The sequence below is a fragment of the Bacillus sp. SN32 genome (assembly GCF_002837495.1).
In the GTDB taxonomy this organism is placed as follows: Bacteria; Bacillota; Bacilli; order Bacillales; family Bacillaceae; genus Bacillus; species Bacillus subtilis.
In genome coordinates this window covers 589,273-610,869 of sequence record NZ_PJCT01000002.1, presented here as the reverse complement: position 1 = coordinate 610,869, position 21,597 = coordinate 589,273, and the positions used below count along the sequence as shown (strand labels likewise).

Genomic DNA, 21,597 nt, shown 5'->3' with positions numbered 1-21,597 from the left:
AAGTTTTGTATATAGAAAATAACATTTTGGGGATTGACCCTAACGTTGCGTGATTGTTTACGATAAAAAAGAGGAGGTGTTATGTATGAAATATCAAGTTAAACAAGTGGCGGAGATATCAGGTGTTAGCATTCGGACGCTTCATCACTATGACAATATTGAGCTTCTGAATCCTTCAGCGCTTACTGATGCTGGGTATCGTTTGTACAGTGACGCAGATCTGGAAAGACTGCAACAGATTTTATTTTTCAAGGAAATCGGGTTTCGTTTGGATGAAATTAAAGAGATGCTGGATCATCCGAATTTTGACCGGAAAGCGGCACTTCAGTCGCAAAAGGAGATATTGATGAAGAAAAAACAAAGAATGGATGAGATGATTCAAACAATTGACAGGACGCTTTTGTCCGTTGATGGAGGGGAAACGATGAATAAGAGGGATTTATTTGCCGGATTAAGCATGAAAGACATTGAAGAGCACCAGCAGACATACGCTGATGAAGTCAGAAAGCTGTATGGAAAGGAAATCGCAGAAGAAACAGAGAAAAGGACATCTGCATACTCGGCAGATGATTGGAGCACGATCATGGCTGAATTTGATTCGATTTACAGACGAATTGCGGCGCGAATGAAGCATGGGCCCGATGATGCAGAGGTTCAGGCCGCAGTGGGGGCATTTCGCGATCATATTTGCCAATATCATTACGATTGCACACTCGACATTTTCAGAGGACTCGGGGAAGTGTATATCACTGACGAGCGATTTACCGATTCAATCAATCAATATGGAGAAGGTCTTGCCGCTTTTTTGCGGGAGGCGATCATCATTTACTGTGACCATCAGGAAAACCCCCGGCCGTAAAGGCCGGGGGTTTGCGCATCTTATAAGATCGGCGACAACAGCCGCGAGACGGATTCTTTTATTCGAATCCACAACGGGCGCTGCAGATACTCCTCATAGGTGAATTTTCTGGATACTAGCAAATCTTCTTTAAAAGTTGAAACCAGTTTTTTAGCAATGGTGATATCGTAAATAAATGCATTAACCTCAAAATTCAGCCTGAAGCTTCGGACATCAATGTTCGCTGTGCCGACTGAAGCGATTTCGTCATCCACCACGATGGTTTTCGCGTGAATAAAGCCGTTATCGTAAATATAGACAGTGGCTCCGGCTTTCAGCAGATCGCCGATATACGAAAGTGTTGCCCAGTATACAAAGGCGTGATCAGGCTTGTTCGGAATCATAATGTTAACGTCAATGCCCGAAAGGCAAGCGATTCTTAAAGCATCCAGCAGGCTTGCATCTGGGATAAAATAAGGTGTTTGTATCAAAATGGAACGCTTGGCGTTCGAAATCATTTTGATGTAGCCATTTTTAATTTGTTCCCATTCCGAATCAGGGCCGCTTGTGACAATCTGCATCCCGACGTTGCCTTTTGGGCCGTAATCAGGAAAGTGATTTGGAATATATGTCAGCGTATGGTGATGAGAAGCTTGGTTCCAGTCAAGGATGAACCGTGTTTGGATGGCGTGCACGGCCGTTCCTTGCAGCCGGATATGCGTATCCCGCCAATAACCGAATTTCGGATTAAGCCCTAGATACTCATCTCCGACGTTAAAGCCTCCGACATAACCGGTCATTCCGTCTATGATCACAAGCTTTCGATGGTTCCGGTAATTCAGCCGCAGGTTAATCGGCCTGAGCTTTGAAGGGAAAAAGACCTCCACATGCCCGCCAGCCTCGCGAAGCTCTTTAAAAAACTTTTTTCTCAGCGTTCTGGACCCGAGTTCATCATAAAGCACTCTGACCTGAACACCTTCTTTCGCCTTTTGGATGAGAGCGTCCCGCAATTTTTTGCCTAATTCATCGCCTTTATAAATATAATACTGTAAATGGATATGATCCTTAGCCTTTGAAATGTCACTCAGCAGCCGCTGAAATTTATCCCGTCCATCTGTAATGACGTCAACTGAATTATCCTCTGTAAACACAGCATGGTTATTCATAATCAGCATATAAATTAAATCTTTGTTATCAAAGGTTGCCCGGTTGTTAAACTGAAATTGCTTGGTTTCTAAATCTTCAAGCTGATGCTTCAGCAGCCTTTCAATTCCAATCTTTTTCCGGTCTTCCCATTGAAACAAATGCTTGCGTCTGAGATTATGGCCGAATAATAAGTATAAAATAAAGCCTAAAACGGGAATAAAGAAAAGAACAAGCAGCCACGCCCAAGATGCACTGGCATCGCGCCGTTCTTTGAAGATGACAATGATGGCCAAAAGAATATTTAAAATGAAAAAAAGTGATAAAAGGATGGAAGAAATACTCACTTTGTAACCCCGCTCATTCATATTTATCAAGAAGATTGCCATTAGTATTCCATGAATAACAGTGATCTGATTCCCATTACAAATTATAACACTCACATTTTAAAAGAATAAAGAGCGGTGATCCAGATTCTTCGTGAAAAATACGGGCAGATTTCTTTAAAACCAGCTTGCACCTGCGTTAAAATAAACACATATGTAACGTTCGTGAAGCTTGAAACATCAAATAAAGGGGGAGGATTATATGAACTTTTACAGAGTCGAACAAATGCCGGGGTTCATCAAAACAGAAATGCAAAAAATTCAAAAGGCCGTACAGCCTTTCATGAAAAAAACCGTCATTTACCGTTTTCTTGCTATTCCGCTTGCTGCATTCTCTCTCTTTAATTTAGCTGCTTTTCTATTTCATGCTTCAGCTGACAGGGAGTCCCTGATCAGCGCAGGCATATTCGCCATTTTGGCGGCGCTCGGTCTCGCATTTTTTAAAGAGGCAGGCTATCAGCATAAACAAATCCAAAAAACGGTTCACATCTATATGCTGAACAGGATCAAAAAGAGCGAAATCCTTTCAGAAGAGCGGAAAAGCTCCTACGCACGACAAATAAAGGAAGAGCCTTTTGCGATGCGGAGTTTTGTTGAATTTTTGACTGAGGAAGACAGACGCAAAAAAATGTATTAAAGAAGAGCTGCACCCGGATTTCTGGGATTTTCCAGACGATCCGGGTGTGTTTTTTTGCATGCAGACACCCGAAATAAAAAGTGCGGTTTCGGATTGATTCCGACTTCATCCGTTTTTTTGATATTCATTTCTGGGTAACAGCGTTGCTTTGTTGATTTCCACTACTAGAGATGTCTATTGTATGCTTGCTTCAGGATTTGGTGTTTACGCCGGCCTGCTTTGAATAGTCAAATAAAATAGGCATGGTTCCGTTTATATGGAACTCATGCCCTGTCCTGTCTCATCATTATTCAAACACCGGATCATCCTCATAATAATAAGAATCCGGATCATCATACGAAGGCGTGTTCTCAAAAGCAGCAATGCCGATTACCACCAGCACGAAAATGGCTACAATGATCCCGATCAGGACAGTAAAGATACTGGATGCTGCATAAAACAGCTGCATTTTTATAAATGTCCCGTAATTTTCAAGCATGCTTTCGCCAGCGCTGCCGGCTAGATTTCCTTCGGCTTCCGCGGCTGCTTTTGCTGAGCGCATCAAAAATACGCCTGATATAATGAGCAGCACGCCCGGGATGGCGCCAATCACTGTTATCAAAACAGACAGAGTGACAAGCGATCCCATAATGATTAACAAGATGCCAGAAATTTTGCCCCACTTGGCAATGTCGGATAGCGACTTGACAGCAGAGGCGCTCAGCTGGCGGGTCTCCTGTTCAACAGGTGCAGTCTCCTCTTCAACGAGGCTATTTTCTTCATTATGATTTTCAATTTCGTTTTCATCTTTATCCAGACTAATCATGAAAGCTCTCTCCCTAAAATTTTTAAATCGTATCTTTTTCCGTCCATTTCGGCGATGCCGGGGAATAGTCCCCATTCTGCAAACCCGTGCTTTTCAAACAGCTTCAGGCTTGGTTTATTATGCCCGAAAATGAAGGCCATAAGTGAGCGAATGCCAAGATCCGGGGCAATGCGGAGCGCTTCCTGAAGCAAATATGATCCAACGCCTTTGCCGCGGCATGCTTCGTCAATGTATATGCTGACCTCCGCTGTTTTATTATAGGCTGGCCTTCCATAAAATGTTTCAAAGCTGATCCAGGCAGCGACGTTTCCGTTTTCGTCCTCGGCCACATAGAGCGGACGTGCCTCTGTATGTCCCAAAAACCATTCCATCCGGTCTTCAGGAGTTACCGGTTCGGTATCGGCTGTTACCATTCGAGAAGCAATCGTTGAATTATAAATCGCAACAACAGCTTCTAGATCTTTATTTTCAGCAAGGCGCAATGTCATGTTCATACGTTTTTGGCACTCCTCTCAAAAAAAATGACATATTTTCGTAACAGTCTGCGCAAACTACATCTAAAAAAGTTTTTTGGATAGGTGTATATATTTTCAGAAAAGTGTTCAGAATGTTGCTGAGGTGATGAAACAATGAGAGAGGAAGAAAAGAAAACTTCTCAAGTCAAAAAACTTCAGCAGTTTTTTCGTAAACGCTGGGTGTTCCCTGCAATTTACTTAGTCAGTGCGGCCGTCATTTTAACAGCTGTCCTTTGGTATCAATCAGTATCAAATGATGAGGTAAAGGATCAGTTGGCTGATAACGGCGGAAACTCCGCATATGACAACAACGACGATGCAGTTGAAGTAGGAAAGTCAATGGAAAATGTCGCAATGCCAGTTGTTGATTCTGAAAACGTTTCTGTTGTGAAAAAGTTCTATGAAACCGATGCCGCAAAAGAAGAGAAAGAAGCAGCACTCGTTACCTATAATAACACGTACAGCCTAAGCAAAGGAATTGACTTAGCTGAGAAAGACGGGAAAGATTTCGATGTCTCTGCTTCTCTGAGCGGTACGGTTGTTAAAGCTGAAAAAGATCCAGTGCTGGGATATGTTGTGGAAGTAGAACATGCCAACGGTTTATCGACTGTGTATCAATCTCTTTCCGAAGTAAGCGTTGAGCAAGGTGACAAAGTAAAACAAAATCAAGTGATCGGAAAATCTGGCAAGAACCTTTACAGTGAAGACAGCGGAAACCACGTACACTTTGAAATCCGTAAAGATGGGGTCGCAATGAATCCGTTAAACTTTATGGACAAACCAGTTTCTTCTATTGAAAAAGCAGCAGCTGCTGAAGAAAAAGCTGCCACCCAAGAAACAGAAGAATCCATTCAGCAATCTTCCGAGAAAAAGGACGGATCAACTGAAAAAGGAACAGAAGAAAAATCCGGTGAGAAAAAGGATGATTCAACTGACAAATCTGGTTCCAAAGAAAGCAGCACAACAGAAGACACTGAACAGTCTTAATGAAGAAAACGTCTATCCTTGTGATGGGCGTTTTTTTCTGTTACTTTTTGCTTTGTTTTACCGTCTATGTAGTTACATGTAGGCACGTACGTTATAAAGGAGGTTATGTCATGAACCGCCTATTGCTCGCAGGCTGGATCTTTTTTATCCTGCTTTCTGTCTGTACGGAAAGCTTCAGCGGCATGGTCGTATCGCAAACGGTGGCTTTTCATTTTCAGCCGCACCCTGATCTGTCTCAATTTTTAGTTATGGATTTTACTGAGCTTACTGTCCCTGAAGCGTTTATTCAAAAAATCGGACATGCGTTTTCCTTCTTTGTGCTGACATATTTGCTGTGGAAACAGCGGGGCAGCATAAGATCAGCTTCAGCCGGCTCATTTGCGTTTGCTTTTTTTACAGAAGTTCTTCAGCTCTTCTTCAGCAGGAACGGTTGTATTCGGGATGTGCTCATCGATGCTGTTGGTATTGGATTGTTTTATGGTTTATATGTGTTGGCGAAGCGAAGAAAACAAGAGATGTATGAGAAATATTAAAGCCGGCTGTCTTGGTTAAAGACGCCGGCTTTTGTCTTTCTTAGAAATTTTGATCGGTTGGTTTTTTCGTCAGTTTATTGATAATGGTTTCATAAATCCTCACGACCAAATCGACGAACGGGCGAAGCAGATCTGAAAATCTAAAGAAAAGGAACCCGATAATGATGGCGACAACGAGGCTGCCCAATACATCTACCGGATAGTGATGTCCCACCCAAATTCTCGAAAAGCCTGTCAAAAGCCCAAAAATGACAAGCGGCCAGCCGATTTTGCGGTTTCTGAAAAGCATCGCAATAGAAATCGCTAATGCACCTGTCGTGTGGTCACTTGGAAATGAAGCATCCGCAGCATGCGGAATCAGTGTATGCACTGTATGCGCAACGAACGGGCGCGGTTCGAAATAAACAAGCGTAATCAAATAGTTGATCACAAGGCCTGCAATTCCTGTGATGCCTGCGTATAGCACATGTTTTCTGCTTTGTGTGTTCCCAAACAGCCAGATTGCCAATAGGATAAGGGCATAGGCGACAATGGCATATTCCGTGATGAAGACCATAATGGAATCGAGAACTGAATTGTGATGAGATAGTCCATGGATTGCTTTAAAAATTTCGTAGTTCAAATAATCACCTTTTACATTTTTATATTTAGTAGACTAATCTTACTCATGAAAAGTTTCAAATAAAAATAGAGATTGTCTGAAATAACGGCGCTTGAAGAGAATTCGAAGAGGAATCGCGGTTTCTGGGGGATTCTGTGCACAAAAAAAGAGATCCGGAGTGTCCGAATCTCGTACCGATATTAAAGTGCTTCAGGTCCTTCTTCGCCTGTGCGGATGTTGATCGTATTGCTGATTTCATAGACAAATATTTTACCGTCACCCGGTGATCCCGTTTTCAGCACCCTTTTAGCGGTCTCAGTCACTTGATCAACAGGAACCTTGCTGACCACAATTTCTATTTTTAAACGCTCGTATACATTGCTTTCTATTTTTACCCCTCGATAGAGCTCCGTATGTGCTTTTTGAAGGCCGCAGCCGTGTACATTGGAGAAAGTCAGAGAGGTCACTCCGATTTTTCCGAGTTCCTGCTTCAGCTTTTCAAAATTTGCCGGACGCGTTACAATTTCTACCTTGAACATTTGACCGCTCATAGCGTCACTCCTCACATAGAATCTTGATATGCTTTTTCCCCGTGCATCGTTAAGTCAAGCCCAAGTGACTCTTCTTCTTCGGTTGCGCGAAGGGGAAGGAAGAGGCTTACAATTTTAATAATAACGAAAGTGACAATAAATACAAAAACATAAGTGGCGGCGATGGCGACGATTTGTTTCCAGATTAAGCTTGCATCACCGTAAAATAACCCATCTGCGCCCGCTGAGTTAACAGAGGTTGTTGCGAATAATCCTGTTGCGATTCCGCCCCATGTGCCGCCGATCCCGTGCAGGCCAAAGGCGTCAAGCGCGTCGTCGTATCCGAATTTCTTTTTAAGCGAGAATACTCCCCAGAAACAAACTGCCCCGCCGATGATGCCGATAATAATGGAAGCGAACGGTGTGACAAATCCGGCAGCCGGCGTAATGGCGACAAGCCCGGCGATTGCGCCAGATACCGCTCCGAGCATTGTCGGTTTTTTGTTAATGATCCATTCTACTAAGATCCAGCCGGCGATCCCGGCTGCAGCCGCGGTGTTTGTGTTGATGAACGCGTACATGGCTACACCATCTAAAGTCAAAGCGCTGCCGACGTTAAAGCCGAACCAGCCGAACCAAATCAAAGCTCCTCCTAAGAAGGTGTAAATGAGGTTATGCGGAGAAGACGCTGTGCCGTCTTTCCGTTTGCCGAGCACAATGGCAAGAACAAGTCCTGCCACACCGGAGGAAATATGAACAACATTGCCGCCGGCGAAATCGAGCGCTCCAAGCTGGCCGATCCAGCCGCCGCCCCATACCCAGTGCGCTACAGGTGTGTAAACCAAAGAGGCCCATAAAACCGAGAATAAAAGAAAAGCGCCGAATCGCATCCGCTCTGCGAAGGCCCCGGAAATAATCGCTGTAGTCAGAACGGCGAACGTCATTTGGAACATCATAAATAACGAGTGGGGGATGGTATCGCTGTAATCTCCCGGATCAAATCCGACCCCTTTGAGGCCGGCCCACTCCAGCCCGCCGATGATTGAATTGCCTGGTGCGAAGGCAAGTGTATATCCGAACAGCACCCAAACGATGGAAACGATGGCAATGGAAGAGAAACTGTGCATGGCAGTGCTCAGCACATTTTTGCTCTTTACCATTCCTCCATAAAATAACGCTAATCCCGGGGTCATCAGCCACACGAGTAAAGCGCAAAAGAACATAAAAACTGTATCGCCCATTTGCATGTCTCATTCCTCCGTATCTTTCAGAATAAAAAGCAATTATTATATTTCTTCATTATAGAGAAAAAAGAATGATAAAACATTTTCATGTAAGATTTCCTGACATGGTTTTTAAGGAATGTTATCGAGGGACGGAAAGGAAGGAGAATGGCATTTTTTGCGATATAAGACTTTGTATCTATAAAAGAAGCTATTCATATGAGCTGAAAAGGGAATTGACATTAATTAGAATACTCTATACTGTATTAAGTGTACTATATCAAATAATACACTGAGGGGGATGTATGATGAATAAAGGCGGCAGGCTGAGGAAAGCGGTACGCAAGTCGATTCCCGCGACGTTCCGATTGTTTTTAGCCTTTAATTTTTTCGTGTACGGTCTGGCGAAAGTGGTAATTGGCCAGTTTGGCGAGGTGACGCCTGAAATCGAGGCGGCTGCCGGGAAGGGGTTTACGATCGCGTGGACATTTTTCGGTTATTCTCATGTCTATGAACTGTTTATAGGTTTTGGTGAAATCCTGGCAGCTGTTTTATTACTGATTCCGCGAACGGCTGCATTAGGGGCGGTTATTTTTATGCCCATTATTGTGAACATCGTCTTGATTAACTATTGTTTTGATATTGGCGTGCAGGATCTTAGCACGATATTAATGGTTATGTGTCTTATCCTGCTTTGGATGGACCGCCGCAAATTCATGGGCATTTTCAGGCAGGAACCGATAGACAGCAGGCAGGTGATGAAGCGATGACGCCCCTTATGATTACTGTGCTTGCCGGTTTGTTCGTATGCACAACCTGTTACTACTACATAAAAGAAAAATCATGAGAAAACGCTCCTTCTGAGAATTTCACAAGCATCATAAAAGAACTTAGGCAGTGTGAAGAGTAAAATATGCAATGTGAGAAACACTAACAGTATCAGGAGGAGACGTATGATGAATACACTCAACATTGATTTTCAAAAAACAGCATTGGTTATCATTGATTTACAAAAGGGAATTGTGCCGATTGATCAAAGCGGCCAGGTTGTCCCGAACGCGAAAAAGCTCGTAGATGAATTTCGGAAACATAACGGGTTCATCAGCTTTGTAAATGTAGCCTTTCATGATGGAGCGGACGCCCTGAAGCCGCAAACGGATGAGCCTGCGCAGGGAGGTTCAGGGAAAATGCCGGCGGACTGGGCCGAATTTGTTCCGGAAATCGGTGTGCAGGATGGCGATTATACTGTGACAAAACGGCAATGGGGTGCTTTTTTTGGCACAGATTTAGACTTGCAGCTCAGACGCCGCGGCATTGATACGATTGTATTGTGCGGCATCGCAACGAATATCGGGGTGGAAAGCACAGCACGGGAGGCATTTCAGCTTGGCTATCAGCAGATTTTTATTACAGATGCCATGTCCACATTTAGCGATGAAGAGCATGAAGCCACACTGCGCTTTATTTTCCCGAGAATCGGTAAATCGCGAACGACGGAAGAGTTTCTGGAACAAGTGAAATGATGTTATCGAAAAAAAGCCGGGCTGTTTTTTTAACAGCGGTGGCTTCGGGAACAATGCTGAATCCGCTGAACTCGTCTATGATCTCTCTTGCGCTCCATAGCATCCAGCATGAGTTTCACCTCTCGTTTACAACGGTTTCCTGGCTGATTTCCTCGTTTTACTTGGCGAGTGCCGTGGCACAGCCGGTTACGGGAAAGCTCGGTGATTTGATTGGGCGGAAACGCTTGTTTTTATTCGGGCTTATTCTTGTTGCGATTTCTGCCATCGGGGCGCCGTTTGCGCCGACGTTTATGACATTATTGGTCATGCGGCTGTTTCAATCGGTGGGGAGCAGTGCGATTTATCCGTCAGGTGTCGGCTTGATTCGGAATCATATTCATGAGCGCCAAGCTTCAGCCTTGGCTGTACTCTCTATATTTGCGTCCGCCATGACGGCGCTGGGGCCGACAGTCGGCGGGTTTTTGATTGTATGGGGAGGCTGGCCGGCGATCTTTATCGTTAATTTGCCGTTTATTATCCTCAGCTTCTTATTGGGCCTGTATATGTTCCCGAAAGATCAGAAAAAAGGGGCGGGAATCAAAACCATTATTCGGCAGCTCGACATTCTTGGAATTGTTTTATTTGCCGGGGGAATCATTTTCCTTCTATCCTTTTTGCTGTCGTTCAGCACGTCGCCGCATGCGGTTGAAGGTGTGCTTGGCTTGCTTCTGCTCTGTGCGTTTGTCTGGCGCGAGCTGAAAACGGATAAGCCGTTTATTGATGTCCGTCTGTTTAAAACACAGCGAAACCTGTCAGCCGTGTATGTTCAGTTTATTTTACTGAATGTTTTCTTCTATTGTTTATTTTTTGGTCTGCCAAGTTACTTTCAGGATGAAATGCATCTTTCTGTTCAAACGAGCGGCCTGTTTATGCTGTTTATGTCTGGAATGAGCATCGTTGTGTCACCTTTAACTGGCAAATGGATCGACCGATCTGGTGTCGTCAAACCGATCTTTGCGGGAGCGCTTTTGATGACGGCTGGAGCCGTGCTCTTAACCATCTTTTTTATCAATGTCGAGACCATTGGGAAAGGCCTCATTCTATCGCTCTTGGGTATAGGCTACGGACTGGGAAATGTCGCGCTTCAGGCAGCGATGCTGAAAACGAGTCCTTCCAACATGGTAGGAACGACTTCAGGCCTGTTTCAAACCTGCCGTTACCTAGGATCGATTTTGTCTTCGGTGATCCTTGGCATTCTTTTTGGTAAAGAAATCACGGCAGCCCATTTTGATATGATGGGAATCATTATGATCATAGCGGGCGGAGCAAGCCTGTTAATGGCTGTGAGATTTGCTGCATTAATGAAAACTGCATCTTAAGAAAGAGACGGGCTCTGAGGTCTGTCTCTTTTTCTTGTTTAAGCTGTTCAAATACAAACGGGAAAATTGTATATCATAGCCAGTGTTATTGTCTGACCTTTCAGTTATATTAAGTGACATCTAATGTCAAAAAACATAACATGTGACGACATATAGACAATATGGAAAGGGGAGCCGGCTATGAAATTAAAAGAGAGTCAGCAGCAATCCAACAGGCTGAGCAATGAAGATCTGGTGCCTTTGGGACAGGAAAAACGGACGTGGAAAGCAATGAACTTTGCCTCCATTTGGATGGGATGTATACATAACATACCGACCTACGCGACCGTGGGAGGATTAATTGCGATCGGCCTTTCGCCTTGGCAGGTGCTGGCGATCATTATTACGGCATCACTTATCCTATTTGGCGCTCTTGCCTTAAACGGCCATGCGGGGACAAAATACGGGCTGCCGTTTCCCGTGATCATTCGGGCTTCTTACGGGATATACGGCGCGAATATCCCGGCGCTTCTAAGGGCGTTTACAGCTATCATGTGGCTTGGCATCCAGACCTTTGCGGGTAGCACGGCACTGAACATTTTGCTTTTGAATATGTGGCCAGGCTGGGGAGAAATTGGCGGCGAGTGGAACATCCTCGGCATTCACTTGTCTGGTTTGCTTTCCTTTGTATTCTTTTGGGCCATTCATTTACTCGTATTGCATCACGGCATGGAGTCGATTAAACGTTTTGAGGTGTGGGCAGGGCCTTTAGTGTATCTGGTATTTGGCGGCATGGTATGGTGGGCCGTCGATATTGCCGGAGGATTGGGGCCGATATACTCTCAACCAGGAAAGTTTCATACGTTTTCAGAAACATTCTGGCCGTTTGCTGCCGGAGTTACTGGCATCATCGGCATCTGGGCGACATTGATCTTAAATATACCTGATTTTACACGGTTTGCTGAAACACAAAAAGAGCAAATCAAAGGACAATTTTACGGCTTGCCGGGAACGTTTGCGCTTTTCGCATTCGCAAGTATTACGGTGACCTCCGGCTCGCAGGTCGCGTTCGGAGAGCCGATTTGGGATGTTGTCGATATTTTGGCGCGGTTTGATAACCCTTATGTCATCGTCTTGTCCGTGATCACACTCTGCATCGCCACGATCTCTGTAAATGTCGCGGCGAACATCGTATCGCCCGCTTATGATATAGCGAATGCCCTGCCGAAATATATCAATTTCAAACGTGGCAGCTTTATCACAGCGTTGCTCGCTTTATTTACGGTTCCATGGAAGCTGATGGAGAGCGCGACAAGCGTGTATGCGTTTCTTGGCTTAATAGGCGGCATGCTTGGACCGGTGGCAGGCGTGATGATGGCCGACTATTTTATCATTCGCAAACGTGAGCTCTCGGTAGATGACCTGTATTCCGAAACAGGACGGTATGTGTATTGGAAGGGCTACAATTACCGTGCGTTTGCAGCCACAATGTTAGGAGCGCTGATTTCGCTGATTGGCATGTATGTTCCTGCATTGAAAAGCTTATACGATATTTCTTGGTTTGTAGGTGTGCTAATCTCCTTTCTTTTCTACATTGTTCTGATGCGTGTTCACCCGCCTGCATCATTGGCAATTGAAACGGTTGAACATGCGCGGGTCAGCCAGGCTGAATAAGATCTATTTAGACGGTATATTTTCATATTTTTGAATGGTTTTCCATAAATAGAACATTTATAATTGTTTTAGAAATCTATTCTAAAACGAAATGGGAATCGAAAATGAGAAAATGGTATTTTATTCTTTTGGCGGGTGTTTTAACGTCTGTCATCCTCGCTTTCGTTTATGATAAGACAAAAGCGAATGAGGAAGGATCTGGGGATTATCTGTATGTTTCGCCAAATGGCAGTGATCAAAATGAAGGAACAAAAGAAAAACCGTTTCGTACATTGGCACACGCATCTGAGAAGGCTGCTGCCGGCACAACTGTCATAATTCGGGAGGGCACGTATCATGAGACCCTTGATGTAAAGCACAGCGGTACGGACGGAAAGCCTATCACATTCCGAAACTATGAAAATGAAAACGTCGTGATTAGCGGTGAATCCATTACGAACGCAAAATATGAGACACCGCTCATTCATATTCACGATAAACATGACATTGCCATCAGCGGTTTAACGATTCAAGATCTTTCTGTTTCATCTGAGGAAGCAACTGCTATAGGGATTTATGTATCAGGCTCCAGCAGTCATATCGCCATTAAGGATAATCACATCCGGGGGATTAAGACAACAGCGGATGAAGGAAATGCTCATGGAATCGCAGTTTATGGGACTGGCAGCATGAAAGACATCCAAATCGAGGACAATACAGTTGAGAATCTGACGCTTGGAGCGAGTGAAGCAGTTGTGCTGAACGGTAATATCGACGGCTTCACTGTTGCAGGCAATCTGGTCCGCAACAATAACAACATCGGGATCGATCTAATTGGTTATGAGGGAACCGCGGATAAAAACGATTACGTGCGAAACGGAATCGTAGAAAACAATACAGTTTATCAAAACTCGACTTACGGCAATCCTGCTTATGGAGATGAATACTCAGCGGGCGGGATTTATGTCGATGGAGGACACAAGATCGAAATTAAGAATAACACAGTTTACGATAACGATATTGGGATTGAAGCAACGTCTGAACACAAAGGAAAGTATGCAAATGCCATTCAGATCACAGATAACAAAGTGTACAACAATGCGTACACCGGTATTTCAATCGGAGGATATGACAAAAAGCGGGGCGGCACCAGCAATTCTCTGATTGCCCGCAATATTATGTACCGGAATGACACAAAGGGACTGTACGGCGGACAGCTGCTGCTGCAGTACGATACGAAAAACAACACAATTGAAAAGAATATATTGACGGCCGGTGATTCCAGATTATTTATCGGAAACGATTTTACAGAAAATGAAGGAAATACGGTCAATCATAACGTGTACCACAAGGAAGCGGATCAAGACGGCATATGGATGTGGAAAAAGAAAGAATATGATTCATTTTCGTCGTATCGAAAAGCAACAAAAAACGATCAGCAATCCATTTATGCCGACCCGATGTTTCGTGATGAAGCGTCCTATGATTTTTCGTTAGATCCTGATTCACCTGCGCGGAAAGTCATTGAATAATATGCCATAAGCGGCGTTCTCTAAGAGAGCGCCGTCAGATTGTAGAGAAACTCATGTTTTTCTACAATTTTTTTATTTTTAGCTCATGTATGATGAATGAACTTTTTCATGTTCTGACATGCAGATGGGAGAAGAACTTGCCACTTACGTTTTGTTTTCCCCTCAATCGGCCGTAGCGAAACCCATGCTGCAAAGCTGCGCTCTTGTCGAGATGTTCTCTCAGTCTGAGGGGCTAAAAGCCCCCGTTGTCTTATCTACTTGCACTTTCATAATACGCATAATTTCCAGCTTTGCCTTTAAAGTAAAATGTAGTACCAAAACGATCGAAACTATTTGCAAAAACGCCATTATCTGAATACATACATAATCTATTACTTGCGCCTTTAAATGGAGTTATAGAACAATCTACAATTGAAGTAGCCTTCGTACGCATATCCCCATCCGTTGAATCATTTATAGCAAGAGCTTGTCCAGAAACAGGTAAAAGCAATCCTAAAGATAAAGCAACTCCAGTAATTGTCCTTCTCAATTTCATGTGAATCATCTCCATTCCCAAATTTTGTAATACATCTTAATTATAAGAGGGATAACCCTCTATTGGAAGGGTCTTAAATACTATTTTGTAATAAAAAGGAATTTTAATAAATCAATACTCACCGTTTCACTTATTGATTCTATCACTTATAAAATAATTTACAGGATTTAGTTTAGTTTGAACGTAAATCATATTGTCACGGTTCTGAATGAAGTGATACGAAGGAGTCAGAAGTGTTTTCTCTCAAAGTACATATGTTTCTAACAAGCTAATTTAGTGTTGAAGAATCTCAATTATTATGACATGAAAAAAGGGAGCACCATAGCTCCCTCAGGCTGGCGGCGTTCTCTAAGAGGGCGCCGTGTTTTAATGGAAAAAAGACTGCCGGGATTTCCCGGCAGTCTGACAAGTTATTCTGCAATAGACACTTTTCCTTCAGCCTCAGCAGGTTTTTTCTGGCTCCACGTGTAGAGGAGCAGGGCAATTAAAACGAACAGCCCCGCTGTTAAATAAATGGCAGAGAAGCCGGCAGATGCTACAAACAATCCGAATACATACGATCCTACAGCAATTCCGCTGTCAAAGAAGGTAAAGAACGTTGCCGTTGCAAAACCGGAGCGGTGAGCCGGAGATTTCTGAATCGCCAATGTTTGCATGCAAGGAACGATTGATCCGTAGCCAAGACCGATAACCGCCCCTGAAAGCAGAAGCATTAAGCCGCTATGTGTGAAGGACAGCATGCAGAGTCCAACAGAGAAAATCAGGATTGATGGATAAATGACAATGCCCGGTCCGACTTTGTCGAACAATTTCCCTGTGAACGGGCGTGCAATCATCATTGTCACCGCAAAACAAACAAAGAAATATCCGCTTATATCCGAAAGGTCAACTGATTTGGCGAATACAGACAGATATGATGTGACTGTTGAATAACAGAAAGAAATAAACAAACCGACCGTCGCAATTTTGAGTGCGCCCTTTTCAAACATATCCGAGAACGCAAAACGGAATACAGTCGTACCGCTGTCCTTACTTTGCGGCACTTTTATCAAGAACGAAACAAGTAAGCCCGCAACCATAAACAGCGCAAAGGCTGTAAAGAATACAGGAAAGCTTACCACTCTCATCAAATTCAGACCAAGGAAAGGTCCGATCGCCATAGCGAGGTTCATAGACATGGCAAAGTATCCAAGCCCTTCACCGCGCCGTTTGGCTGGAATAATATCAGCGGCAATTGCACCTGTAACAGTCGTTAAAATGCTGAACCAAATTCCTTGGAAGAACCGCAATCCGAGCAGCAGGGAAAAGTTATGAATCGGCATATACAGAAAAGATGATAGGGCGAAGAGCGCCATTGATACAATCGCCATTCTTTTCTTCCCGAAACGCTCAACGATGGCTCCGGAGAAAGGCCGTGTAATGATCGCAGACAGAAGGAACAGGCTGATTAAAAGCCCGCCTTGTGATTCTGTGCCGCCAAGCTCTTGCAGTGTATAGATCGGCAATACAGTTAAAAATGTATAAAAGAACACAAACACAAATAAATTGACAAGCAGGACCATAATAAAATCCTTGGTCCATATCGCATCCGCTTTTTTCAAATGTATGTCACTTCCTTATTTTCATTGTTGTAAAAACATGTGGAATAAATGAGAAAAAGCTTCTTTATCTTCATCCCGGAAATCAGCAAGCAGCTCTTCCTCGAATTTCAGCATTTTCACATTGATTTCTTCGTATTTTTTCTCGGCTTCTTTTGTGAGGACAACAAGTTTTTCCCGTTTGTCTTCACCTTGCCGTCTCTGAACCCAGCCGTTCTCCTCCAGGCGTTTTATCGTCCGAGTCACAGTCGGCGCTTCCACATTTAAATAGGACCAAATCTCTTTTTGAGTCATTGGTCCGATCGTACGCAAACAATATAAAACTGACCATTGAGATGAATAAAGGCCGAATGGCTCTAGCTGTTCATTGGCTTTCTTGGCAATCAGGCGGGCGCTTTGGTTGATTTGATGAATGAGGTGTCTGTTGACGTAGGACATGTCGGTCTCCTTCTAAAAAACTTACCTAAGTAACTAATTGCTTATTTCATTTTACAGGAGCGATCGATAGTTGTAAAGGTGAAAATTTAGTGACGCGAAATAGTTTGCTGAATCTGAAAAAGTTCGTTTCACCCCTTGTCCTTATTGAGTTTTTAGCATATTCCCAAAAGAATGCTAATACACTGTTACAAACCTAACAAAGAGAGTGTTTGAGGTGAGGGATCGTGGGCATATTTCACAAACTTACTTTTAAAACCATACAACGAAGAAGCGGCATAATGAACGACTCTTTACAGAATACGGATCTCATTTCACACTTCTCACATCCATTTTAGGGAGGTCGAGTGGTGTGCACGATTACATCAAAGAGCGAACAATCAAGATAGGGAAGTACATCGTGGAGACAAAGAAAACCGTTCGTGTCATTGCGAAGGAATTTGGTGTTTCCAAAAGTACAGTACACAAGGATTTAACAGAGCGTCTGCCTGAAATTAACCCCGACTTGGCAAACGAAGTGAAAGAAATACTCGATTATCATAAATCCATCAGGCATTTAAGAGGAGGAGAAGCGACAAAGCTCAAATATAAAAAAGATGAAATTCTCGAAGGAGAGCCTGTTCAGCAATCGTAATCACCTGGCATTGCCTTCTTGAAATCGTTCATAAAACATCCGCAAAAATTTGTAAAGAACTTATTGTGCTTCCAACTTTTTTTCTATATTTTATGATAATATATATAATTAGGGCACAATGTGGATATTTACTGTGAAACAGATTTTCAAGGAGGATATAAATAGATGTTTGCAAGGGATATTGGTATTGACCTCGGTACTGCAAATGTACTGATCCATGTTAAAGGTAAAGGAATTGTTCTGAATGAACCTTCCGTTGTTGCACTTGATAAAAACAGCGGCAAAGTGCTGGCGGTTGGCGAAGAGGCAAGACGAATGGTTGGACGTACACCTGGGAATATTGTTGCGATTCGCCCGCTGAAAGACGGAGTTATTGCTGACTTTGAAGTAACAGAAGCAATGCTGAAACATTTTATTAACAAGCTGAATGTAAAAGGCCTGTTCTCAAAGCCGCGCATGCTCATTTGCTGCCCGACGAATATTACATCCGTTGAGCAAAAAGCAATTAAAGAAGCTGCAGAAAAAAGCGGCGGGAAACATGTGTACCTTGAAGAAGAACCTAAAGTTGCCGCTATCGGCGCGGGTATGGAAATATTCCAGCCAAGCGGTAACATGGTTGTAGACATCGGAGGCGGGACGACGGATATCGCGGTTATTTCAATGGGCGATATTGTCACCTCCTCTTCTATTAAAATGGCTGGGGACAAGTTTGACATGGAAATCTTAAATTATATCAAACGCGAGTACAAGCTGCTGATCGGCGAACGTACTGCGGAGGATATTAAGATTAAAGTCGCAACTGTTTTCCCAGACGCACGTCACGAGGAAATTTCCATTCGCGGACGGGACATGGTTTCCGGTCTTCCAAGAACAATTACAGTAAACAGTAAAGAAGTTGAAGAAGCCCTTCGTGAATCTGTCGCTGTTATTGTTCAGGCTGCGAAACAAGTGCTCGAAAGAACACCGCCTGAACTTTCTGCTGATATTATTGACCGCGGCGTTATTATTACCGGCGGAGGCGCGCTCTTAAACGGCCTTGACCAGCTGCTTGCTGAAGAGCTGAAGGTACCGGTCCTCGTTGCTGAAAATCCTATGGATTGCGTAGCCATCGGCACAGGTGTCATGCTTGATAATATGGACAAGCTTCCTAAACGCAAACTAAGCTGATTTCACAAACCTCATTCTGCAAAAAGAATGAGGTTTTTTTATGAAAAAGCCTTCACGAAAAGATGTTAAATGACGATAATAGGATAAAATACTGAGTTTTTATTATAGAACGAACGTTCCTATATGACAACTGGAAAAAATGCCATTTTTAGAGGTGGGAAATTTGTTAAAAGGATTATATACAGCAACATCCGCAATGATTGCCCAGCAGCGAAGAACGGAAATGCTTTCAAATAATATTGCTAACGCAAATACATCAGGATATAAAGCTGATCAAGGCTCGATGCGCGCGTTCCCTGAGATGCTGCTCAGCAGAATAGAATCAAAATCTCCGGCCGGGACATCGAGGACGGAAATCGGTTCCGTGAATACCGGAGTGTATATGCAGGAGCTCAAGCCTCTCTTCACACAGGGAAGCCTGAAGTCCACAGATCAGCCTACAGACATTGCATTGATCGAAAATCAAGTTCCGATGAATGCGGAAACCAATGAAAAAGCTGCTCTTTTTTATCCGGTTCAAACAGCGGATGGAATCCGTTATTCAAAAAGCAGCACATTTTCACTAAATGAGAACAACCAGCTGACGATCAACGGACGCCCTATTTTATCGACGGATCGCCAGCCAATCACTGTTGATAATGAGAATTTTACTGTGTCTGAAAACGGTACTGTGACAACGAACGGACGCACAGCCGGCCAAATTGATGTCAGAATGGCGGAAGATGTCCGCAATCTCAAACGGGACGGAAATGATTTGTACAGCACGGCGGACGGTAATGATCTGCCAAGCGCAGCCGGAAACAATCAGGTATCCTATTCATTAAAACAAGGCGTCTCAGAGCTTTCAAACGTGGATGTGACGAGCGCCTATACAGAAATGACTGAAGCGTACAGATCGTTTGAGGCGAATCAGAAGGTTATTCAGGCTTACGATAAAAGTATGGATAAAGCAGCGAATGAAATCGGAAAAATTTAAGATAACGGAAGAAAAAACGGGGGACATCAACTATGCTCAGGTCAATGCTAACGGCATCAACAACCTTAAACCAGCTGCAGCAGCAGATTGACACAATCAGCAGCAACCTTTCAAACAGCAACACAACCGGCTATAAGGCAAAAGATACGAATTTTTCTGAGCTTGTCAGACAGCAATTCGATCAGGTTGATGAAAAAAACGAGGAAGTGGCAAAAGCCCGAAAAACGCCGCCCGGCTTGCGCCTTGGCGTCGGAGCGATGATGAATTCACGCCTTGTCTCTGATCAAGGTAGCATTCAGAAGACGGATCGCGATCTGGATATCGCATTTACGTCTCCATACCAGTATCTTCAGGTCAATGTAAATGGAAACCGCCAGTATACGAGAGACGGAGCATTATATTTAACGCCTTCAGCCAATAATGCCAACCAGCTGCAGCTCGTCACTGGAAATGGGTATCCCGTACTTGATGAGAACGGCAATACAGTGAACATCGACAGCTCAATGAAGAATATCACCATCAATAAGAACGGCACCTTAACCGCATCTGACGGAAACGCGGTTCAGCGGTTTAATCTTGGCGTTGTCCAAGTGAATAACCCTCAAGAGCTGAAATCCGAAGGGAATAACCTTTTCTCTATTGATAATGCGGCAGCTTTAGAAGAGCTGAACGGCGCAAATAGACAAAACATCGGCATGCAGCAGGGCTCACTTGAGATGTCCAATGTCGATATTTCAGAACAAATGACAGATTTGATCACGTCCCAGCGTTCATATCAGCTGAACAGCAGAACGATCACAATGGGAGATCAAATGCTCGGTTTAATCAATTCAGTCAGATAATAAGAAAATGGGCGTTTTTCAATCAGCCGCGCATGATAAAAAAAGCGGCTTTTTCGAAATCGTCCTTTTTTTTGTAGTATTCCGTAATATCTTCTAACAGCACTTCTAAATCCACCCACGCCTCGATTTTTTCTAATTCAAGCACATATTCGAGCAGCTGCTCATAGGGATCTTCCACTGAGGTGTAGAGGGCTTCAAGCGTTTTTAATTTTAAATAAATGGTTTGAATGTCTACCTTTTCAGATAATTCTTTTCCTTTTTGAAGGACGGCTTTAGCTTCTGTGATGTTTCCTGTTTTAAAAAGCGCTCTGACAGACTCGTACACACAATGAAGATATGAGACTGGTGAATTCATTTCAAATTCTTGATTCTTTAATACTTTTCTAAAGTAAAGAAGCGCTTCCTGGTCTTTTTTCTCGGTCGCTTTTAAAAAGCCAAGGTTATAATAAGCGTGGCATAGCAGGTTTTCGTCATGTAGTTGCTGGGTTTTCTTAATGATTTCTTTGAAAAGCTGTTCAGCTTTTTCATAGCGTTCTTGATCAATATAATTCACGGCGAGCAAAAGTTTACAGGTGATTACCTTTTTGATATAGCCGAATTGGTGCAAATAGATGTGTAATGCTTTTTTGACGTATTGGATGGAAAGCGGCGGTGATTTCATCAAGTAATAGGCGCCGGCGGTTTGATAATATAAATCAGCGGCTTCAAACGTATTTTGAATGGCGGCCAGGTACTGTTCAGCTTTTTTAAAATGATGTACTGCATGTTTCGGAGCTGTTTTTACCATCTCATATAACCCAGAGAAAAAATACAGATAATATTTCAATTCATCATCCATTTTGTCTTCCAGGCCATATAGGTCATCGAACAATGAATCGAGTCCGTTCTGGTTTTCAAAAAGCAGCTGATGGCGGGCCTGAAACAATTGATAACGCATCCAAAGTTTTGTGTTCTTTTTGATCTTTGGAAGGTGCTGATCAATTTTCTCTTTCAGTGTGCAAACGTGATTCATTTTGCGTTTGCTCATTGCGGAATACCACTCGTCTAACATGTTTAGCATTCTTTTTTCAATAAACTTCGAAATCATTTTCCTACCTCTTTGCTATTGGTAAAATCTATAATTATCATATCATAACTTTTGACGGCTCTCATTGACAGTTGGTTACA

At 43.4% G+C, this 21,597-nt stretch carries 25 protein-coding genes; 14 read left to right on the top strand and 11 right to left on the bottom strand.

Annotated elements, in window-relative coordinates:
* Positions 1-85: 85 nt before the first annotated feature.
* Positions 86-859 carry a transcriptional activator Mta gene (gene mta / locus CW370_RS11425; protein WP_029945993.1) on the top strand — a complete coding sequence of 258 codons (774 nt, stop codon included), beginning with the start codon at positions 86-88 and terminating at the stop codon, positions 857-859.
* Positions 860-879: 20 nt separating this feature from the next.
* Here the strand turns inward: mta and cls are convergent, their stop codons facing one another.
* Positions 880-2,328, bottom strand: a complete 1,449-nt coding sequence (cls, locus tag CW370_RS11420) for a cardiolipin synthase (protein WP_003243311.1) — start codon at positions 2,326-2,328, stop codon at positions 880-882.
* A 241-nt stretch (positions 2,329-2,569) separates the two neighbouring features.
* Between cls and CW370_RS11415 the strand changes: the two genes are divergently transcribed.
* Complete coding sequence (locus CW370_RS11415; protein WP_015251026.1) at positions 2,570-3,004, top strand: YwnF family protein; 435 nt, start codon at positions 2,570-2,572, stop codon at positions 3,002-3,004.
* On the opposite strand, the gene CW370_RS21250 is transcribed toward CW370_RS11415, so the two are convergent.
* From CW370_RS21250 to CW370_RS11405, 3 genes are all read right to left on the bottom strand, one after another.
* Positions 3,001-3,132, bottom strand: coding sequence for a hypothetical protein (locus tag CW370_RS21250; protein WP_032679935.1), 132 nt, complete (start codon positions 3,130-3,132; stop codon positions 3,001-3,003). The genes CW370_RS11415 and CW370_RS21250 overlap by 4 nt on opposite strands.
* Before the next feature lie 158 nt (positions 3,133-3,290).
* A complete protein-coding gene (locus CW370_RS11410) occupies positions 3,291-3,809 on the bottom strand; it encodes a DUF5362 family protein (protein WP_029945994.1) in 519 nt (172 codons plus the stop codon).
* Positions 3,806-4,297 carry a GNAT family N-acetyltransferase gene (locus tag CW370_RS11405; protein WP_080262692.1) on the bottom strand — a complete coding sequence of 164 codons (492 nt, stop codon included), beginning with the start codon at positions 4,295-4,297 and terminating at the stop codon, positions 3,806-3,808. Before CW370_RS11405 ends, CW370_RS11410 begins: the two co-directional genes overlap by 4 nt.
* A gap of 141 nt (positions 4,298-4,438) precedes the next feature.
* On the opposite strand from CW370_RS11405, the gene spoIIQ reads away from it, so the two are divergent.
* Together spoIIQ and CW370_RS11395 are read left to right on the top strand one after the other, a co-directional pair.
* Positions 4,439-5,311, top strand: a complete 873-nt coding sequence (gene spoIIQ / locus CW370_RS11400; RefSeq protein WP_024573492.1) for a stage II sporulation protein spoIIQ — start codon at positions 4,439-4,441, stop codon at positions 5,309-5,311.
* Positions 5,312-5,421: 110 nt separating this feature from the next.
* Positions 5,422-5,844, top strand: coding sequence for a VanZ family protein (locus CW370_RS11395; RefSeq protein WP_024573493.1), 423 nt, complete (start codon positions 5,422-5,424; stop codon positions 5,842-5,844).
* Positions 5,845-5,884: 40 nt separating this feature from the next.
* Here CW370_RS11395 and bcrC read toward each other — a convergent pair whose 3' ends face one another.
* The 3 genes from bcrC to amtB form a co-directional block, all read right to left on the bottom strand.
* Positions 5,885-6,466 (bottom strand): undecaprenyl-diphosphate phosphatase BcrC, encoded by a 582-nt coding sequence (gene bcrC, locus CW370_RS11390; protein WP_024573494.1) that lies wholly within the window; start codon positions 6,464-6,466, stop codon positions 5,885-5,887.
* Between the two features lie 179 nt (positions 6,467-6,645).
* Positions 6,646-6,996 (bottom strand): P-II family nitrogen regulator, encoded by a 351-nt coding sequence (locus CW370_RS11385; protein WP_003221829.1) that lies wholly within the window; start codon positions 6,994-6,996, stop codon positions 6,646-6,648.
* An 11-nt stretch (positions 6,997-7,007) separates the two neighbouring features.
* Positions 7,008-8,222 carry an ammonium transporter AmtB gene (gene amtB / locus CW370_RS11380; protein WP_003227757.1) on the bottom strand — a complete coding sequence of 405 codons (1,215 nt, stop codon included), beginning with the start codon at positions 8,220-8,222 and terminating at the stop codon, positions 7,008-7,010.
* Between the two features lie 281 nt (positions 8,223-8,503).
* Here amtB and CW370_RS11375 point away from each other — a divergent pair, with 281 nt between their 5' ends.
* The 5 genes from CW370_RS11375 (at position 8,504) to CW370_RS11355 (ending at position 14,243) form a co-directional block, all read left to right on the top strand.
* Positions 8,504-8,968 carry a hypothetical protein gene (locus CW370_RS11375; protein WP_003244424.1) on the top strand — a complete coding sequence of 155 codons (465 nt, stop codon included), beginning with the start codon at positions 8,504-8,506 and terminating at the stop codon, positions 8,966-8,968.
* 183 nt (positions 8,969-9,151) lie between these two features.
* A complete protein-coding gene (locus CW370_RS11370) occupies positions 9,152-9,721 on the top strand; it encodes a hydrolase (protein WP_015251033.1) in 570 nt (189 codons plus the stop codon).
* Positions 9,721-11,079, top strand: coding sequence for an MFS transporter (locus CW370_RS11365; RefSeq protein WP_032679938.1), 1,359 nt, complete (start codon positions 9,721-9,723; stop codon positions 11,077-11,079). Before CW370_RS11370 ends, CW370_RS11365 begins: the two co-directional genes overlap by 1 nt.
* A 180-nt stretch (positions 11,080-11,259) precedes the next feature.
* Positions 11,260-12,732, top strand: coding sequence for an allantoin permease (gene pucI, locus CW370_RS11360; RefSeq protein ID WP_024571987.1), 1,473 nt, complete (start codon positions 11,260-11,262; stop codon positions 12,730-12,732).
* A gap of 104 nt (positions 12,733-12,836) precedes the next feature.
* Positions 12,837-14,243, top strand: a complete 1,407-nt coding sequence (locus CW370_RS11355; protein WP_024571988.1) for a right-handed parallel beta-helix repeat-containing protein — start codon at positions 12,837-12,839, stop codon at positions 14,241-14,243.
* A 250-nt stretch (positions 14,244-14,493) separates the two neighbouring features.
* Here CW370_RS11355 and CW370_RS11350 read toward each other — a convergent pair whose 3' ends face one another.
* The 3 genes from CW370_RS11350 to CW370_RS11340 form a co-directional block, all read right to left on the bottom strand.
* On the bottom strand, positions 14,494-14,778 hold the full coding sequence (locus CW370_RS11350; protein WP_024571989.1) for an LCI fold-containing protein: 285 nt from the start codon (positions 14,776-14,778) through the stop codon (positions 14,494-14,496).
* Positions 14,779-15,188: 410 nt separating this feature from the next.
* The gene (locus CW370_RS11345) at positions 15,189-16,379 is read right to left on the bottom strand and encodes an MFS transporter (protein ID WP_003227769.1); all 1,191 of its coding nucleotides are present in this window, start codon (positions 16,377-16,379) and stop codon (positions 15,189-15,191) included.
* 21 nt (positions 16,380-16,400) lie between these two features.
* The gene (locus CW370_RS11340) at positions 16,401-16,814 is read right to left on the bottom strand and encodes a MarR family winged helix-turn-helix transcriptional regulator (RefSeq protein ID WP_024571990.1); all 414 of its coding nucleotides are present in this window, start codon (positions 16,812-16,814) and stop codon (positions 16,401-16,403) included.
* Between the two features lie 224 nt (positions 16,815-17,038).
* On the opposite strand from CW370_RS11340, the gene CW370_RS11335 reads away from it, so the two are divergent.
* The 5 genes from CW370_RS11335 (at position 17,039) to flhP (ending at position 20,430) form a co-directional block, all read left to right on the top strand.
* On the top strand, positions 17,039-17,149 hold the full coding sequence (locus CW370_RS11335) for a protein usd (protein ID WP_010886628.1): 111 nt from the start codon (positions 17,039-17,041) through the stop codon (positions 17,147-17,149).
* Positions 17,150-17,163: 14 nt separating this feature from the next.
* Complete coding sequence (spoIIID, locus tag CW370_RS11330) at positions 17,164-17,445, top strand: sporulation transcriptional regulator SpoIIID (RefSeq protein ID WP_003221804.1); 282 nt, start codon at positions 17,164-17,166, stop codon at positions 17,443-17,445.
* Between the two features lie 165 nt (positions 17,446-17,610).
* Complete coding sequence (gene mbl, locus CW370_RS11325) at positions 17,611-18,612, top strand: cell shape-determining protein Mbl (protein WP_003227776.1); 1,002 nt, start codon at positions 17,611-17,613, stop codon at positions 18,610-18,612.
* 163 nt (positions 18,613-18,775) lie between these two features.
* On the top strand, positions 18,776-19,588 hold the full coding sequence (flhO, locus tag CW370_RS11320; protein ID WP_015251036.1) for a flagellar hook-basal body complex protein FlhO: 813 nt from the start codon (positions 18,776-18,778) through the stop codon (positions 19,586-19,588).
* 32 nt (positions 19,589-19,620) lie between these two features.
* Positions 19,621-20,430: a flagellar hook-basal body complex protein FlhP gene (flhP, locus tag CW370_RS11315; RefSeq protein ID WP_024571991.1), complete on the top strand. Its 810-nt coding sequence runs from the start codon at positions 19,621-19,623 to the stop codon at positions 20,428-20,430.
* Between the two features lie 22 nt (positions 20,431-20,452).
* On the opposite strand, the gene rapD is transcribed toward flhP, so the two are convergent.
* A complete protein-coding gene (gene rapD, locus CW370_RS11310) occupies positions 20,453-21,517 on the bottom strand; it encodes an aspartate phosphatase RapD (RefSeq protein WP_014481149.1) in 1,065 nt (354 codons plus the stop codon).
* Between the last annotated feature and the right edge of the window lie 80 nt (positions 21,518-21,597).